Raw genomic sequence first — 16,030 nt, 5'->3', positions numbered from 1 at the left:
TTGCGAAAACGAATGAATGAAAAAGATTCGTCAAGGGAGAGTCCGCTGTGCGGACGTGCAGCCGAAGCTGACTTCGGGGAATTGCGCTACCTAAACGCGGCCCGGTTAAAGGCCGGCGCGCACTATACCGGAAATAGCTGAAAAAGGGAGCTTTTTTTATCGCAGCGCACTGATAAACCGCGCTGCGTCGCGGGCTTTGCAGATCTGTGCGCCAGGGTCTATTTTTCAAAGGCCCGGCCCTGCTGGTCATCAAGCTTAAACGGTTCACCCACCCACTCAGGCCCTTCGGTCTGAAACCCTACCCGCGCCCGAGGGCACACCCGATGAAACAAGCCAGCAGTAGCCGCGTCAGCCGTGCACTTGAGGGCCATGTTCTGTTGCTGGGCCTGGACCGCGTGGCCAAACGCAATGCCTTCGATCTGGATTTACTCAATGAGCTGAGCCTGGCCTATGGCGAATTTGATCGAAACGATGACGCCCGGGTGGCCGTGGTATTTGCCCACGGCGATCACTTCACGGCGGGGCTGGACTTGGCCAATGTCAGCGGCGTGATGGCGGGCGGCTGGCAACCGCCGCTGGGCGGGTGCGATCCCTGGGGCGTATTCGCAGGGCCCAGGGTCAGCAAACCGGTGATCGTCGCGGCCCAGGGCTACTGCCTGACCATTGGTATCGAGTTGATGCTGGCGGCGGATATCAACCTCTGCGCCAGCAATACACGCTTTGCACAGATGGAAGTGCAACGTGGGATCTTTCCGTTTGGCGGCGCGACAATGCGCTTGCACCAGATCGCGGGCTGGGGCAATGCGATGCGCTGGCTGCTTACCGGAGACGAGTTCGACGCCCATGAAGCCCTGCGCCTGGGCCTGGTACAGGAAGTAATGGCCAGTGAAGACCTGTTGCCCCGCGCCATCGAACTGGCCAACCGCATTGCTCGTCAGGCGCCGCTTGGCGTGCAGGCGACGTTGATGTCGGCGCGTCTGGCGCGTATGGAAGGCGAAGCTGTCGCAGCCGCCGCCCTGCCACCCATGGTGGATAAATTGCTCAACAGCGAGGATGCCAAGGAAGGTGTGCGGGCGATGATCGAGAAGCGACCGGGGGTGTTCAAGGGGATTTGAGTTGGCAATACCGACGCGATCGGGGGCAAGCCCCCTCCCACATGTGTACGTGTAAACGGATCTGAAATGCGGTCAAATGTGGGAGGGGGCTTGCTCCCGATCGCGCCGGAGCACACAACTAGGTCGCCGGCCGAATAGCCTTGATCAACGGCTGCAACGAGTACCCCAATCGCGGCGCCAAGGCTTCGGCGCGGGCTGACAGGGCATCGAGGTCCAGTTCCTGATCCAGCTCGGAAGGCACCAGCAGAATCACATTGCCCTCCTTCACCGGCAGCTCCCAGTAGTGTCGGTGATACAACCCACGCAGCAATGCCGCGCCCAGCGGTTTACCATCATCGGTGGCCCACTGGTTGATCACCAGCCAGCCGCCGGGGTTGAGTTTCTTCTGGCAGCTTTCCAGAAAGGTCCAGGCCAGATGCCCCACACCGGGGCCGACATCGGTGTAGAGGTCGACGAAGATCAGGTCGGCCGATTCAGCGGTATCGAGCAATTGCAGGGCGTCCCCCACTCGAATGTACAAGCGCGGGTCGTCATCGAGCCCCAGGTATTCGATGGCCAGGCGCGGTACATCAGGGCGCAGTTCAATGGCCTCGACGTCTTCCAAAGGCAGAAACCTGAGGCATGCCTGGGTCAACGTGCCCGCGCCCAAACCGAGGAACAACGCGCTCTCCGGCTGCTCATGGCACAGCGCACCGATCAACATGGCCCGGGTGTAGTCATACTCCAACCAGCTAGGGTCGGCGGTGAACACGCAGCTTTGCTCGATGGCGTCGCCGAATTCGAGAAAGCGGTAATCGGCTACTTCGAGCACACGGATCATGCCGAAATCATCATGGACTTCGGCCAGCAGGCGCTCGACACGCTCCTCGGTCATCACTACTCCTAAGGGGTTACCGCTTGGCAAAGGCGCGATTGTCGGCCAACCGGCAGCAACAGGTCACGCACTAATTGCTGATAACATCAGCGTTATCCGTCAATCACCCAATCGAGTTCATGATGAGCCAACCTTGGAGCCCCGACAGCTGGCGCGCCCTGCCAATCCAGCAACAACCCCAGTATCCGGACGCTGCACACCTGTTGCAGGTGGAGCAGAACCTGGCCAGCTACCCGCCGCTGGTGTTTGCCGGGGAAGCCCGTGAGTTGCGTCGCCAGTTTGCCGAAGTGACCCAAGGCCGCGCCTTCCTCCTGCAAGGTGGCGATTGTGCCGAGAGTTTTGCCGAGTTCTCCGCGGCAAAAATCCGCGACACCTTCAAGGTGCTGCTGCAGATGGCGATTGTCATGACCTTCGCCGCCGGTTGCCCGGTGGTGAAAGTCGGACGCATGGCCGGCCAGTTTGCCAAACCGCGCTCGTCCAACGATGAGACCATCGACGGTATCACCCTGCCTGCCTACCGTGGCGACATCGTCAACGGCATCGGCTTCGATGAAAAAAGCCGTGTGCCGGACCCCGACCGCCTGTTGCAGTCCTACCACCAGTCCACCGCCACCCTCAACCTGCTGCGCGCGTTTGCCCAAGGGGGGTTCGCCGACCTGCACCAGGTGCACAAGTGGAACCTGGACTTTATCGCCAACTCAGCCCTGGCCGAGAAGTACAGCCAACTGGCCGACCGCATCGACGAGACCCTGGCCTTCATGCGCGCCTGTGGCATGGACAGCTCGCCGCAATTGCGCGAAACCAGCTTCTTCACCGCCCACGAAGCGTTGCTGCTCAACTATGAACAAGCCTTCGTGCGTCGCGACAGCCTGACCAACGACTACTACGACTGCTCGGCCCATATGCTGTGGATCGGCGACCGTACACGCCAGTTGGACGGCGCCCACGTCGAATTCCTGCGCGGGGTGAACAACCCGATCGGCGTGAAAGTCGGACCGAGCATGAACCCGGACGATCTGATCCGCCTGATTGATATCCTTAACCCGGACAATGACCCTGGTCGCCTCAACCTGATTGCGCGCATGGGCGCAGGCAAGGTCGGCGACCACTTGCCCAACCTGATCCGCGCCGTACAGCGCGAGGGCAAGCAGGTGCTGTGGAGCTCCGATCCGATGCACGGCAACACCATCAAGGCCAGCAGCGGCTACAAGACCCGCGACTTTGCGCAAATCCTCGGCGAAGTGAAGGAGTTCTTCCAGGTGCACCACGCCGAAGGCAGCTACGCCGGCGGCATTCATATCGAGATGACCGGGCAGAACGTCACCGAATGCATCGGCGGCGCACGGCCGATTACCGAAGACGGGCTATCGGACCGCTATCACACCCATTGCGACCCACGGATGAATGCCGATCAGTCGCTGGAGCTGGCGTTTCTGATTGCCGAGACCTTGAAACAGGTCAAACGCTGATCAACATCGCCGCCCTTAATCGGGCGGCATCGGGTCGCTGGCAATTGAGCTGGACCTGCTCCAGCCCCAGCCAGGCGGCCATTCGCCGCAGGTTGACGGCCAGCGCCAACATGCCTTCGTCATCCAGCCCCGATTCTTCTTCGTGCACTGCATGCACCGCCAGCCGCCCGTGGGCACGCTCGGCCCGCAGGTCGACGCGCGCAGCGATCCGCTCATTGTGCAAAAACGGCAGCACGTAGTAGCCATACACCCGCTTGTCTTGCGGGGTGTAGATCTCCAGTCGATAGCGGAAATCGAACAGGCGCTCGGTGCGGCTGCGCTCCCATATCAATGAATCGAACGGTGACAGCAAAGCGCTCGCCGGCACTTTGCGTGGCACTTTGGGCTCCGGCAGACAGTACGCTGGTTGCTTGAAGCCTTGCACCTGGCACGTCAGCAACTGCCCGTCCTCGACCAGTTCGGCCAAGCGCGGGCGGCTGTCCGCGGGGTCGAGGCGGAAATAATCGCGCAGGTCCTTTTCGGTGGCGATACCCAGCGCCGTTGCGCTATGCATCAGCAAGCCGCGCTGGGCTTGAGCCTCGCTCATGGACGTTTGAAGAATCTCGCCCGGGATCACACGCTCCGGCAAATCATACAGTCGCTCAAAACCTCGGCGCCCCGCGACGGTGACCAAACCGGCGGCTAACAGCCATTCCAGTGCGTGCTTCTCATCACTCCAATCCCACCAGGGCCCAGCACGCTCCTCTCGGGTCGACAAACTGCCCGCACCCAAGGCGCCCTGCTGCTCGACGCTGTGCAACACACGCCCAATAGTCGCCTGCTGCTCACGGCCAAAACGCGCCATCTGCGCATAGATGCCTTGCCCTTGCCTGGCCCGCTCCATGCGCCAGCGCATCAGCGGGTACATCGCCATCGGCAACAGCGACGCCTCATGCCCCCAATACTCGAACAATGAACGCCGCCGCCCCTGGCTCCAGGCTGCTTGCTCAAGGAGCAACGGGGTGTACTGGCCAAGGCGGGAGAACAACGGCAGGTAGTGGGAACGCACCAATGCGTTGACCGAGTCGATTTGTATAACGCCCAGGCGTTCGATCAGCCGGTTGAGGTGCGCAGCTTTTATCTGGGCAGGCGCCTGGCGCCCCGAGAAACCCTGGGCGGCCAGCGCCATGCGTCGAGCTTGCTTGAGTGAAAAGGACAGGTCGGCGGGCATGGCAATCTCCATAAAAGCTCGCTCCCTACCCTACTGCATCCTGGCTTACTTTCGCAGCGGGTCTTCCCAGAAATGCCGATGGCTTTCCTGCTCGACGTCGGCGCGGTTGAGCCCGATATCCTTGAGTGCGTCATCGCTCAACGTCGCCAGCATATTGCGCTCTTGATGCAACAACTGCCAACGCGCAACCCTATTAAACAGACCGGCAAACCACCACTTATTCAGTAATACAAAACCTTTTTGACCTTTCATCTTCTCGCCCTCCAGTAGGGATGACGAAAGTGTGTGCCTGCCGCTATGATCAATCCAACGAATGTTTCTTATGCAATACATTTCGGAGATTGATCCATTGTCCGGCTACCCGAGTATCGACACTGACGTGCTACGCACCTTCGTGGCCATTGCTGACCAAGGCGGCTTTACCCGCGCCGGTGAGCTGGTCAACCGCACTCAATCGGCGGTGAGCATGCAGATGAAACGCCTGGAGGAGGATGTGTTGCAGCGCAAGTTGTTCGAGCGTGACGGCCGACAAGTGCGGCTCACGCCCGAAGGCCAGGTGCTGCTGGGGTATGCGCGGCGCATCCTGAAACTGCACAGCGAGGTGTTCAATACCCTGCGCGAGCCACATATGGTGGGGCTGGTACGCATCGGCACGCCGGATGACTACGTCATGCGTTTTTTGCCGGGAATCCTGAAGCAGTTTTCCAAAGCTTACCCACTGATTCAGCTTGAGATGCACTGCGAGGCGTCGTCTGTATTGATGCAACGGCGGGACCTGGCGCTGACCGTCATTAGCCGCGAGCCCGGTAATGATATCGGTGAGCTGTTACGCACTGAACGCATGGTGTGGGCTGCGTCACCGTGCTTCTGTGTCGATGAGCACGATGCCCTGCCACTGGCGATTTCCGGCGATGACTGCCTGTACACCCATTGGGCACGAGCCGCACTGGATGCGGCCGGACGGGATTATCGCCTGGCCTATCACAGCTCCAACGGCGCGGCGATCCAGGCGGTGGTCAGTGCTGGCCTGGCGGCGATGGTCAGCATGGAAAGCCTGATCACCGACGACCTGCGAGTGCTTGGCAGCGAAGAAGGCTTTCCCCCGCTGCCGTCGATGAATCTGCGCTTGCTGCGCAACCCGCAGATGACGTCGCCGATCACGGAATGCCTGGCGGAGTACATCGTTGAAGGCTTCAAACTTTAAAGGTCAGCATCACCGCGCACACCACTAAAAAACCACAGAACAGGCCGCGCAACAGGCGCTCCGGCATGGCGTGCGCGACTTTCACACCCCAACTGATACTGAGCAGGCCACCTACCGCCAGTGGCAGGCCGATCATCCAGTCCACCTCGTGGTGCCAGGCATAAGTGACCAGGGTCACGCTGGTGCTGGGCAGCGCCAAGGCCAACGATAAGCCTTGGGCAACCACTTGGGTGGTGCCGAACACACTGGTGAGTACCGGCGTGGCGACCACCGCGCCCCCCACCCCGAACAATCCGCCCATGGAGCCGGACGCCGCGCCCAATACCCCAAGCCACGGCCATGAATAGCGCATCTGCGCCGTGGGCGGTGCGTTGCGGGTGAACATGCGCAGCAGGTTGTAGGCCGACAGCGCCACCAGGAACGCAATAAAGCCGATACGCATTGCGCCCGCATCCAGCCCCACCGCCCAGATAGATCCCAGCCAGGCAAAGCAGAATCCCATCACGCCCAATGGCAAGGCGTGACGCAATTCGATGCGATTACGCTGGTGATAGCGCCACAGGGCAAGCATCACATTGGGCACCACCATGACCAAGGCGGTGCCCTGGGCGATCTGCTGATCCAGGCCGAACAGCACGCCCAGCACCGGGATAGCAATCAGCCCGCCGCCAATGCCAAACAGCCCACCCACCGTGCCCAGGGCCGCGCCCAATATCAGGTACATCACTAAATCCAACACCGCACTACTCCGTCATCCCAAGCCTTGCATGCTACGCAGTCGGCTCTAGCGCGGAAACGCACAGCAACGCACAATGGCTATGCCAATCTCGCACAAGCGCTAGCCAATGAACCCCAATACCCTCACCGAACAACTGGGCCTGTTTCTGGACGTATTGGAAACCGGCAGCTTTTCCGCCGCCGCACGGCGCCATCCGCTGACGCCCTCCGCGGTGGCTAGGCGTATCGACAGCCTGGAAAGCTCAGTGGGCAGCCAGCTGTTCCAGCGCAGCACCCATGCGGTGCTGCCGACACCGGCGGGTTTGGCCTTTGCCGAACGGGCCCGGCGGATCGTCAGTGAGTTGCAACTGGCGCGGGCGGAAGCAGTGTCCCTGAGCCACGCGCCGGAAGGCTTGATCCGGGTGGATGCACCTGCGGCATTCGGTCGACGGCACCTGGCACCGGTGATTGCGGATTTTTTGAACGTGTACCCGGGCCTGGACGTGCACCTGCACCTGATCGACAGCTTTGTCGATATGCAGGGCGCACACCTGGGCAAGGTCGACCTGGTGCTGCGCGCCGGGCATATCGTAGACACGCGGTTGATCGCTACCCCGCTGGCGAGCATCGTGCGTATCGCCTGTGCCAGCCCGGCCTACTTGAAGAGCCGCGGCACACCGACCCATCCTCGAGAACTGAGCGAGCATGACGGCCTTGACTGGGATGGCCTGGCGCCGATGTTTGCCTGGCGCTTTGAGCACGACGGGCGCCGCACCACTTATCGTCCGCGGCGTATCCGCCTGAGCGCCAACAACGCCGAGGCCCTGCTCAGCGGTGCGCTGGCGGGGCTGGGCATCGCGCATTTGCCTACCTGGCTTGCCAGTGAATACCTGGTACGGGGTGAGCTGCTGCCGCTGTTTTGTGAAAACGGCCTGCCCAGCCCGGAGACCGCCGGCATTTATGCGCTGCGCCTGGAACAACAACCCAACGCCCGTAGCCGATTACTCCTTGAATACCTCAAGTCGCGCTTCAGCCCAGTGCCGCCTTGGGATTTGGCCTTGCAAAGCGGCCTGATCTGACCCGCCAGGCAAAATTACCTGGCGCATTAAAGATTTGCCCGCTAGATTCCAGCGCAGACACGCTTTTACGAGGCACCCCAATGAGTAAAAACCCTGATCCCTGCCAATCGCTGCTGCTGGACAATCAGCTGTGCTTCGCCTTGCATTCCACCTCGTTGCTGATGACAAAGGTGTACAAACCCTTGCTCCAGGCGCTCGGCCTGACCTACCCGCAGTACCTGGCCATGATGGTGCTGTGGGAAGAGGATGGTTTGACCGTCAGCGAAATCAGCAGCCGCCTGCTGACGGACCCCGGTTCACTCACGCCATTACTCAAACGCCTGGAAGCCGAGGGCCTGCTTAGCCGCACCCGTAGCCGCGAAGATGAGCGGGTGGTGGTGGTAGAGCTGACCGACGCCGGGCGTGCCTTGCAGGGCAAGGCCAAGGATGTGCCGCAATGCATCCTGGGCGCCAGCGGGATGCAGCTTGCGCAATTGCGCAAGCTGCAAGCCGACCTGATCGCGTTGCGCGGCAATCTGCAAAGCGCTATTTAGAAAACAGCAAATCACTTGAATGTGGGAGGGGCCGTGCGCCCTCCCACATTAAATTTCAGCAAGTCAAAAACATTTATCTTGCGCGCAAAACATTAGCGCTATACATTGGCTCCACCAACTACTTAGCGCGCAAATATTTAGCGCTAACAATCAAAGAGGAACGCCCCATGCAAACGCTCTATACCGCTGTAGCCACCGCCACTGGCGGCCGTGATGGTCGCGCTGTTTCCAGCGATAACATCCTCGACGTCAAACTCTCCACCCCCAAGGAACTGGGCGGTGCTGGTGGCCAGGCTACCAACCCGGAGCAACTGTTCGCCGCGGGCTACTCCGCTTGCTTTATCGGGGCGCTGAAATTTGTCGCCAGCCAGACCAAACGCAAAATCCCGGATGACGCCTCTATCACCGCCCACGTTGGCATCGGTCAGATCCCCGGCGGTTTCGGCCTGGACATCGACCTGCACGTCAGCCTGCCGGGCCTGGCCCAGGAGGATGCGCAAAGCCTGGTCGACGCCGCCCACCAGGTATGCCCTTATTCCAACGCCACCCGTGGCAACGTGGATGTGCGCTTGCATGTAACAGTCTGATAAACAGACGCCCACAAAAAAGCCCGACACCAGGTCGGGCTTTTTGCGTACCGCCGGGGCCAGAATTACTTCTTGGCGCGACCTTTGTACGAACCACCTTCGCGGGTGTCGATCTCGATCAGGTCGTCGATTTCGATGAAATCGGCCACTTGCAGTTCGGTACCGTTGCTCAGCTTGGCAGGCTTCATCACCTTGCCCGAAGTGTCGCCGCGAGCGGAACCTTCGGTGTAGGCAACCTTACGCACGATGGTAGTCGGCAGCTCTACGGACACCAGGCGCTCTTCGAAGAAAATCGCTTCGCAGACGTCTTCCATGCCTTCTTCGATGAACGGCAGAACGGCTTCGATATCTTCAGCGTTCAGCTCGTACATGGTGTAGTCGGTGGTGTCCATGAACGTGTAGGTGTCGCCGCTGATGAAGGACAGGGTCGCTTCCTTGCGGTCGAGGATCACGTCGTCCAGTTTGTCGTCAGCGCTGTAGACGATCTCGGTCTTGTAACCGGTCAGCAGGTTCTTCAGCTTGGTCTTCATGATTGCGCTGTTACGACCAGACTTGGTGAACTCAGCTTTCTGAACCAGCCAAGGGTCGTTTTCGAGACGGATCACTGTACCGGGTTTCAGTTCTTTACCAGTTTTCATTGCATATATCCGAAATTTGGATGGGATTTACAAAAATCAAGGTGGCGTATCATATCCAACTTTCATAAAACTGTACCAGCGCCGTCGCAAGATCGGCCTGCAAGCCTTGTTCCAGACACCAGTTCTGCGCGTGCTCATTCACCTCGGGCCAGTGTTCCAGCAGCATTTTCCAGGACTGTGCCATGTCGCCATCAGCGTTCCAGGCTTGCCAAAGCGCAAAGACAGCCGCTTTGGCGGCAGGCGAGAGTGCAGCGGTGTACAACTCAAGGAAGGCATCCAGTTTGTCCAGGTGGATGTCTTCATCCTGGCGGTAGATATGCCACAGCAACGGCCTCCCCGCCCATTGGGCGCGCACGAAGGAATCCTCACCGCGCACGGCGTTGAACTCGCAACACCACAGCAAATGGTCATATTGCTCCTGGCGCATGAATGCAATGACCTGCACCGTCAGCGCCCCGCGTACCTGGATGTCTCCCGCCGACAGGCTGGTCACGCCCAACCAGCGTTGCACATCCCCCAGAATTCGCCCTTCCGGCACCAGCAAGTGAGTCGCACGCCCATCCTTGGCGAGCACGTCCAGCCAACCGGCCAGCCCAGGATTCTCATAGGCAAACAATGAGATCAATCGTGCCCCGCCCGCAGGAGACACGCCCAGGCTCTGCAGGAATTGTCGTTGCGCAACGTCATCCTGCTGAAAAGCCTGGCGTCGCTCCACCAACCCGGCTTCACGCAGCAAACCACCGGTACCAGGACGAAAGCCGGGGAAGAAAAAGTATTTCTGCACCCCCTTGAACTTCACCGAAGGCAGGCGATGACAACCCACCACCCAGTCTTCTGCGCTGAGGTAATCCAGGTTCATCCACAACGGCGGGCGCTCACGCTCGGCCATGCGCTCCATGTAGTGCGGCGGCAGCTGGCAGGCGAATGCAGCAATCACCACATCGGCCGACTGCGCGCCCGGCCACTCGGCCGGCCAGCGCCGCACCTCTACGCCCTCTTGCCATTGCTGGTCCATCTGCACATCAATGTGCGGGCACATGCGCTCGAACGCCCGCAGGTCATCGACCCACAAGCGCACCTCACAACCATGCTCCGCCACCAACTGTCGGGCCAGGCGCCAGGTCACGCCGATGTCGCCGTAGTTGTCGACGACGCTGCAAAAAATATCCCAGCGGGCTTTCATTCCGGGCTCCATCGTCCAAAGGCTCGATTGTCCGCATAAATGCGCTGATGCAGAAGGCTTGATCGCGATTATTCTGCACGGCGGCTGTGCGACAATCGGCACCACGCCGTCAATGTCTGCAAGGAGGCCATCATGTCCGACCGTCAGCTGTCACTGTTCAAGCTGTGCATCGCCATTGCCGCAGGCGTGTGGCTGGGGTTTATCGCCATTGCGCTGACCGCCTGGCTGGCAACTCGCTATCTGTTTCCCCAAAGCCTGGCACCCGTGGCCCAGGCGGTTCAGCAGTTGGGCGAGCCGGCCGCAGTTGTGCCGCAGCCACCGAACCGCATGTTCGAACAGTATCAACAAAACCTGCAAAAGCAGGAACAACAACAGGCCCTGGACCAGGCCCGCAGTAATGCGCGCAACCTGTCCAACCCCAAATGCCAGTTCTGGCTGCAACAGGACCAGAACGCCCCCAGTGAAAAGACTCGGGCCAATGTCCTGCAATTTTGCGATTGAAGACCATGAATAAACACGCCGTCCTCCAGTTGATCCTGGAAAAACTCACCGCCGACCTCGATATTACCCAACGCGCCGCGCAGACTGCCTACGAAACCGCGACCCACGAAGAAAACATCGCCGAGAACAAATACGACACCCTGGGGTTGGAGGCGTCATACCTGGCGGCCGGGCAGGCCAAGCGAGTCGAGGAGATCAAGCAATCGCTGACGCTGTGCCAGAACCTTCAGTTGCGAGGGTACGATGAACAACGCGGGATAGAAGTCGGTGCGCTGCTGGGCCTGGAAGACGAGAACGGTCGCCAGCAATGGCTATTTTTGGCGCCGGATGCGGCAGGGTTGAAAGTCGATGTGGTCGGGCAACCGGTGACCGTCATCACCCCGCGCTCGCCCCTGGGCAAAAGCCTGCTCGGCAAGTTTGAAGGCGATGAGGTAGAGATTCTGGTGGCAGGCGCTCGGCAACACTTTACGGTTACCGAGGCCCGATAAATCACTCAGTGGACGGGCAATTCAACGCCGTCGAACAAATCTTCCAGCTCTTGCTTGTTGTGGCACTGGATCGCCTTGGCCATGACTTCGCGGGTCAGGTGCGGTGCGAATTTCTCGATGAAATCGCACATGAACCCCCGCAGGAAGGTGCCGCGACGGAAGCCGATCTTGGTCACGCTCGACTCGAACAATTCGCTGGCATCCAGCACCACCAGGTCTTTGTCGAGGTTGGTGTCGACCGCCATCTTGGCGACGATCCCGACGCCCAGGCCCAGGCGAACATAAGTTTTGATCACGTCGGCATCCGCCGCGGTGAACACCACTTTTGGCGTCAGACCACGATGACTGAACGCTTCGTCGAGCTTCGAACGACCGGTAAACCCAAATACATAAGTCACAATCGGGTATTCGGCCAGGGCTTCCAGCGTCAGCTTCGGCAGCTTGGCCAAGGGGTGCCCCTGGGGCACGACCACGCAGCGGTTCCAGCGGTAGCACGGCATCATCACCAGGTCGCCGAACAGCTCCAGGGCCTCGGTGGCGATGGCAAAATCGACGGTGCCATCAGCGGCCATCTCGGCGATCTGCATCGGTGAGCCCTGGTGCATGTGCAGGGCTACGTCTGGGTATTGCTTGATGAAATCGCGAATCACCGGCGGCAATGCATAACGCGCCTGGGTGTGGGTGGTGGCGATCGACAGGGTGCCCTTCTTTTCGTTGGAGAATTCCTGGGCGATCTGCTTGATGCTCTCGACTTTACGCAAGATCTCGCCAGCGGTGGTGATGATCCGCTCGCCAGCCGGGGTGACGCGGGTCAGGTGCTTGCCACTGCGAGCGAACACTTCGACGCCCAACTCGTCTTCGAGCAGGCGGATCTGCTTGCTGATACCGGGTTGCGAGGTGTAAAGGCTTTGAGCGGTAGCGGAAACGTTGAGGTCGTGGTGCGCCACTTCCCAGATGTAGCGCAGTTGTTGAAGCTTCATATCAATCCCTCAAAGCAGATAGACGCCACGGGTATCAGCGACGATATATAACTATATTAAAGGTTAGACAGATAAATCTAGAACTTTTTATCGTTTTTACCGATCAGCTATCTTCGCTGCGTCTACGCTGCAGCGACGGCACCAGATAAACCGGCACCGGAGACAGCTGCAACACGCGAGCAGCGGTGCGCCCCAAGGGCACGGCCACGCCGGTTGCCTGGCTATGACTCCCTACGATCAGCAAGTCGACGGAAAGTTTTCGCAGTTGGTCGAGAATCACCTCGCAGGTATCCCCTTGGATCACCCTGACCGAACGAATCAATTGCAGGTCCTGCTCCCCTTCTCCCAACTCATCGCGAAAGCCGTCCAATACGCGCTGTTCGATGGTCGCCATGACCGTGCTCACCCCCTGGCTCTGCCATTCGCTCAGCGCCTTCTCATCAAGGTAGCTCTGTAATACTGATTCGGCGAACAACCCGATGGGCTCGACCACATGGATCACATACAGGTCAGCCTTGAACGTTCGCGCCAGCGCCAGCGCATGTTGCATCACGTACGGCGCATACAAACCCAGGTCCGTGGCATACAACATCGAACGAATCATAGAACCTCCTGGACTGCCAGGATGGCGGAGATTGAATGAGCTTAGCAGCTAGCTCTCGGTCTGGATTCTCAACTCGTTACTGATGCCATGGGGCACATGCCCGGTGGCCACCACCTCCCTGGCTTTCTCGCAATGCCCGGCCTGGTCATCAAAAAATACATCGGCCGCAAAGGCCTCCAGGAAGGCGGATTTTTCCAGCCCCCCGAGAAACAGCGACTCGTCCAGGCGGATATCCCACTCACGCAACGTACGAATTACACGCTCATGGGACGGCGCCGAACGTGCAGTGACCAGCGCCGTGCGGATCGGGCAGGCGTCATCGGCAAACTCGCGCTGCAACAGGTTGAGCGCCGCCAGGAAGCCTTTGAACGGGCCGCCGTGCAACGGCTGGCGCGCCGACTCCCGCTCACTGGCCTGAAAGGCTTCCAGCCCGCCAGCCTGGTAGACACGCTCGGACTCGTCGGAGAACAACACTGCGTCGCCGTCGAATGCGATGCGCAGTTCTTCGCTCGAAGCCCGACGCGCACCGCCCGACAGAATCGTCGCCGCGGCAAAACCGGCATCCAGGGCGCTGCGCACATCTTCAGCATGGGTGGAGAGAAACAGATGACAACCGAAGGCCGCCAAATAAGGATAAGGACTACGCCCGCCGACGAAAGCGGCGCGCGAAATGTCCAGGCCGTAATGCTGGATCGAGTTGAACACCCGCAACCCGGTATCGGCACTGTTGCGCGACACCAGTACCACCTCAACCCGCGCACGGCCCAAGCTGGCATTCAGGCTCAGCAGTTTTTTGACCAGCGGGAAGGCATCGCCGGGCTCGAGGGTTTCTTCCTCGTGTTCGATCTGGTATTTGCGGTAAGCCTCAACACCTTCAGCCAGGTAGACCTTGTGACTGTCACTGAGGTCGAACAGCGCCCGCGAGGAAATCGCCAGCACCAGCTTGTCACCCAACCCCTTTGCCATGGTGTCTCCCCCCAATCAGCGATTGTGCCGATCAATAAAACTCAAGGCCTGGAACAGCGCCCGCATACGCGGCAGCTCGCAACCGGCCGCCCTCGCAGCGGCCAGGGGCCGGGCGTAGATCGCCGCCAATTCCAATGGGCGCTTATGCACGTGATCGTGATACATGCTGGGCAAGTAATCGTCCATGGTTTCGGTCATGGCAAACATCTGCCCTGCGTAGCTGACGGGAATTTCATGGCCGCAGGCACGGGCGCCTTGCACCACTTCGGCCATCAAGGCCTGGATCAATTCGCGGCTGGACTCATCCGCCATCATGGCCTTGGTTCCCGTGCCCAGCAACACAGACAGGCCGTTATACGGCACGTTCCACACCAGTTTATGCCAGCGCGCCTGATGCACGTTGGCCATGGCCTGGGACTCGATGCCGGCCCGGTGAAACAGCCCCGCGCCCTCTTCGACAATTGCCTTTTGCTGCGCCTCATCGTTGGCAGCCGTACCGCTGTGATACCCCAGGTTGACCCGGCCCAGTGCCTGATGCTCGACCACACCCGGAGCGGACCGGTACACGCCGATGTAGCACAGCCCGCCGAGCAGGTGCAGCGACGCTGGCAAATGTTCACGCAGACTGTCCTCTACATCGAGGCCGTTTTGCAGCAGCACCACCTTGGCATCCGGCGCCGCGACCTGGGCGATAGTAGGCGCCAGGTCCACGTTGCCGGTGGATTTGGTGCCCACCAACAGCCAGTCGCATGACGGCATGTCGGCGGCGCAGGCATAGGCCTGAACCGGATGCAGGTGCAACGGGCCATGCACCGTGCTGTTGACATGCAGGCCATGTTGACTGACCGCTGCATATTCGCTGCGCAACAGGAAATGCACGTCGAAGCCAGCACGCGCCAGCATCAAGCCGTAGTAACCACCAATGGCACCCGTGCCAATAATGCCAATGCGTGGCGACGGGGATGAAAGGGCTGTCATGGCAAATCCTCTGGTGTGCGTGTGAGCGCCTGGTTTACACATTTGGCGAGGTCGGATGCCGTAAGCCGTGTCTGTAATTGCCCGAGGAACTGACCCTCGCACACCAGGAACAACGCCGGCAAATGAAAGATCTGGTAGCGTTCGACTGCACCGCCATTGTGCCCGGCATCAACCCAGCACACGCGGTCCACCGGCAGCGGCCAACTCGGCAGTTGCTGGCGTGCCCAACGGCAACTGGAGCAGCCGACACTGGTAAACACTACCAGCGAAATACCTGGCAATCCCAGCAATTGCTGGTCAATATCCAGGTCGGTCAATTCCAGTTCCTTCACTATACTGCTGCCACTGCCGTCAACCGGACGGCGCTCGGAGTCCGTGTACATGGGTCGTTTTTTACCTCACCCTGATGATGTCGCTGTCGAGTTGATCCAACGTCCCTCTCCTGCCCTGCCCCGTCAACGCCTGCACACTATCGGCCGCGGCGGCGTCGCCTGCAATTGGCCGCGAGCCTGGCGCCCAGGCACGGCGGTCGACCTGCATATCCCCTCCCTGGGGCCCAGCGCCCGTTATCCGGGCTATGTAGCCTGGTGCCGCAAAGGCGAAAACGCTTATCGCGTCGGTATTTGCTTTACCGATGAGCACGCCTTGTTCGGTGCCCGAATGGGCGAGCAAGTGTGCCAGATCGAACGTTACTGTCGCCTGCACGAAAACACCGAGCCAACACCTGCGCAACTGGAAGCCATGGCCCGTGACTGGGTGTCGCGCCACGCCGCCGAGTTCTCCAATGAGGCCGTTGTGCAATCGGCGCTGGATTAAACCGGGCTTTGCCCATTGTCGCGGGCCCGTGTTACGCGCTAAGGTTCCTCCCCCCTGTATTCAAATCATGCTGTGCCCGCCGCACGGG

At 60.1% G+C, this 16,030-nt stretch carries 20 protein-coding genes; 9 read left to right on the top strand and 11 right to left on the bottom strand.

The genetic code is table 11. From position 1 onward, the window contains the following. Window positions 1-323 precede the first annotated feature (323 nt). Window positions 324-1,115 carry a crotonase/enoyl-CoA hydratase family protein gene (locus E4P00_RS26220; RefSeq protein ID WP_005786443.1) on the top strand — a complete coding sequence of 264 codons (792 nt, stop codon included), beginning with the start codon at window positions 324-326 and terminating at the stop codon, window positions 1,113-1,115. Between the two features lie 118 nt (window positions 1,116-1,233). On the opposite strand, the gene E4P00_RS26215 is transcribed toward E4P00_RS26220, so the two are convergent. Next, window positions 1,234-1,989, bottom strand: coding sequence for a spermidine synthase (locus tag E4P00_RS26215; RefSeq protein WP_005786442.1), 756 nt, complete (start codon window positions 1,987-1,989; stop codon window positions 1,234-1,236). 122 nt (window positions 1,990-2,111) lie between these two features. Between E4P00_RS26215 and E4P00_RS26210 the strand changes: the two genes are divergently transcribed. Continuing rightward, entirely contained in the window at window positions 2,112-3,458 is a 1,347-nt protein-coding gene (locus tag E4P00_RS26210) for a 3-deoxy-7-phosphoheptulonate synthase class II (RefSeq protein WP_122732652.1), read from the top strand. Here E4P00_RS26210 and E4P00_RS26205 read toward each other — a convergent pair. Then, window positions 3,448-4,668, bottom strand: coding sequence for a winged helix-turn-helix domain-containing protein (locus E4P00_RS26205; RefSeq protein ID WP_248133335.1), 1,221 nt, complete (start codon window positions 4,666-4,668; stop codon window positions 3,448-3,450). The genes E4P00_RS26210 and E4P00_RS26205 overlap by 11 nt on opposite strands. Window positions 4,669-4,713: 45 nt before the next feature. Continuing rightward, window positions 4,714-4,920, bottom strand: coding sequence for a DUF1127 domain-containing protein (locus E4P00_RS26200; RefSeq protein WP_032877129.1), 207 nt, complete (start codon window positions 4,918-4,920; stop codon window positions 4,714-4,716). A gap of 70 nt (window positions 4,921-4,990) precedes the next feature. Between E4P00_RS26200 and E4P00_RS26195 the strand changes: the two genes are divergently transcribed. Next, window positions 4,991-5,872, top strand: coding sequence for a LysR family transcriptional regulator (locus E4P00_RS26195; protein WP_005786436.1), 882 nt, complete (start codon window positions 4,991-4,993; stop codon window positions 5,870-5,872). Here the strand turns inward: E4P00_RS26195 and E4P00_RS26190 are convergent. After that, window positions 5,862-6,611 (bottom strand): sulfite exporter TauE/SafE family protein, encoded by a 750-nt coding sequence (locus tag E4P00_RS26190; RefSeq protein ID WP_032877131.1) that lies wholly within the window; start codon window positions 6,609-6,611, stop codon window positions 5,862-5,864. The genes E4P00_RS26195 and E4P00_RS26190 overlap by 11 nt on opposite strands. A 106-nt stretch (window positions 6,612-6,717) precedes the next feature. On the opposite strand from E4P00_RS26190, the gene E4P00_RS26185 reads away from it, so the two are divergent. From E4P00_RS26185 to E4P00_RS26175, 3 genes are all read left to right on the top strand, one after another. Beyond that, window positions 6,718-7,668, top strand: a complete 951-nt coding sequence (locus tag E4P00_RS26185; RefSeq protein WP_005786433.1) for a LysR family transcriptional regulator — start codon at window positions 6,718-6,720, stop codon at window positions 7,666-7,668. An 80-nt stretch (window positions 7,669-7,748) separates the two neighbouring features. Beyond that, window positions 7,749-8,201, top strand: coding sequence for a MarR family transcriptional regulator (locus E4P00_RS26180; RefSeq protein ID WP_005786431.1), 453 nt, complete (start codon window positions 7,749-7,751; stop codon window positions 8,199-8,201). Between the two features lie 167 nt (window positions 8,202-8,368). Further along, window positions 8,369-8,788: an organic hydroperoxide resistance protein gene (locus tag E4P00_RS26175; protein ID WP_005786430.1), complete on the top strand. Its 420-nt coding sequence runs from the start codon at window positions 8,369-8,371 to the stop codon at window positions 8,786-8,788. 65 nt (window positions 8,789-8,853) lie between these two features. Here the strand turns inward: E4P00_RS26175 and E4P00_RS26170 are convergent, their stop codons facing one another. Both E4P00_RS26170 and earP read right to left on the bottom strand, forming a co-directional pair. After that, window positions 8,854-9,426: an elongation factor P gene (locus E4P00_RS26170; RefSeq protein ID WP_003172723.1), complete on the bottom strand. Its 573-nt coding sequence runs from the start codon at window positions 9,424-9,426 to the stop codon at window positions 8,854-8,856. A gap of 49 nt (window positions 9,427-9,475) precedes the next feature. Beyond that, on the bottom strand, window positions 9,476-10,609 hold the full coding sequence (gene earP, locus E4P00_RS26165; RefSeq protein WP_248133334.1) for an elongation factor P maturation arginine rhamnosyltransferase EarP: 1,134 nt from the start codon (window positions 10,607-10,609) through the stop codon (window positions 9,476-9,478). Window positions 10,610-10,741: 132 nt separating this feature from the next. Here earP and E4P00_RS26160 point away from each other — a divergent pair, with 132 nt between their 5' ends. Both E4P00_RS26160 and E4P00_RS26155 read left to right on the top strand, forming a co-directional pair. Further along, the gene (locus E4P00_RS26160) at window positions 10,742-11,110 is read left to right on the top strand and encodes a hypothetical protein (protein ID WP_005786426.1); all 369 of its coding nucleotides are present in this window, start codon (window positions 10,742-10,744) and stop codon (window positions 11,108-11,110) included. Window positions 11,111-11,115: 5 nt separating this feature from the next. Next, window positions 11,116-11,598 carry a transcription elongation factor GreAB gene (locus tag E4P00_RS26155; protein WP_248133333.1) on the top strand — a complete coding sequence of 161 codons (483 nt, stop codon included), beginning with the start codon at window positions 11,116-11,118 and terminating at the stop codon, window positions 11,596-11,598. Between the two features lie 5 nt (window positions 11,599-11,603). Here E4P00_RS26155 and cysB read toward each other — a convergent pair whose 3' ends face one another. The 5 genes from cysB to E4P00_RS26130 form a co-directional block, all read right to left on the bottom strand. Continuing rightward, window positions 11,604-12,578, bottom strand: coding sequence for an HTH-type transcriptional regulator CysB (cysB, locus tag E4P00_RS26150; protein WP_005786423.1), 975 nt, complete (start codon window positions 12,576-12,578; stop codon window positions 11,604-11,606). A 103-nt stretch (window positions 12,579-12,681) separates the two neighbouring features. Then, window positions 12,682-13,182 (bottom strand): universal stress protein, encoded by a 501-nt coding sequence (locus E4P00_RS26145; protein ID WP_032877135.1) that lies wholly within the window; start codon window positions 13,180-13,182, stop codon window positions 12,682-12,684. 48 nt (window positions 13,183-13,230) lie between these two features. Next, window positions 13,231-14,148: a 5'-nucleotidase gene (locus E4P00_RS26140; RefSeq protein ID WP_005786420.1), complete on the bottom strand. Its 918-nt coding sequence runs from the start codon at window positions 14,146-14,148 to the stop codon at window positions 13,231-13,233. Between the two features lie 15 nt (window positions 14,149-14,163). Beyond that, entirely contained in the window at window positions 14,164-15,126 is a 963-nt protein-coding gene (locus E4P00_RS26135) for a putative 2-dehydropantoate 2-reductase (protein WP_078820698.1), read from the bottom strand. After that, window positions 15,123-15,509 (bottom strand): hypothetical protein, encoded by a 387-nt coding sequence (locus E4P00_RS26130; RefSeq protein ID WP_005786417.1) that lies wholly within the window; start codon window positions 15,507-15,509, stop codon window positions 15,123-15,125. The genes E4P00_RS26135 and E4P00_RS26130 overlap by 4 nt, the downstream gene beginning before the upstream one ends. Here E4P00_RS26130 and E4P00_RS26125 point away from each other — a divergent pair. After that, a complete protein-coding gene (locus E4P00_RS26125; protein ID WP_078820697.1) occupies window positions 15,508-15,942 on the top strand; it encodes a pilus assembly protein PilZ in 435 nt (144 codons plus the stop codon). The genes E4P00_RS26130 and E4P00_RS26125 overlap by 2 nt on opposite strands. Window positions 15,943-16,030 lie beyond the last annotated feature (88 nt).

The organism is Pseudomonas sp. B329, from assembly GCF_023127835.1.
GTDB classification, from domain to species: domain Bacteria; phylum Pseudomonadota; class Gammaproteobacteria; order Pseudomonadales; family Pseudomonadaceae; genus Aquipseudomonas; species Aquipseudomonas synxantha_A.
The sequence above is the reverse complement of the archived record's forward strand: the minus strand, read 5'-3'. Positions and strand labels throughout refer to the sequence as shown.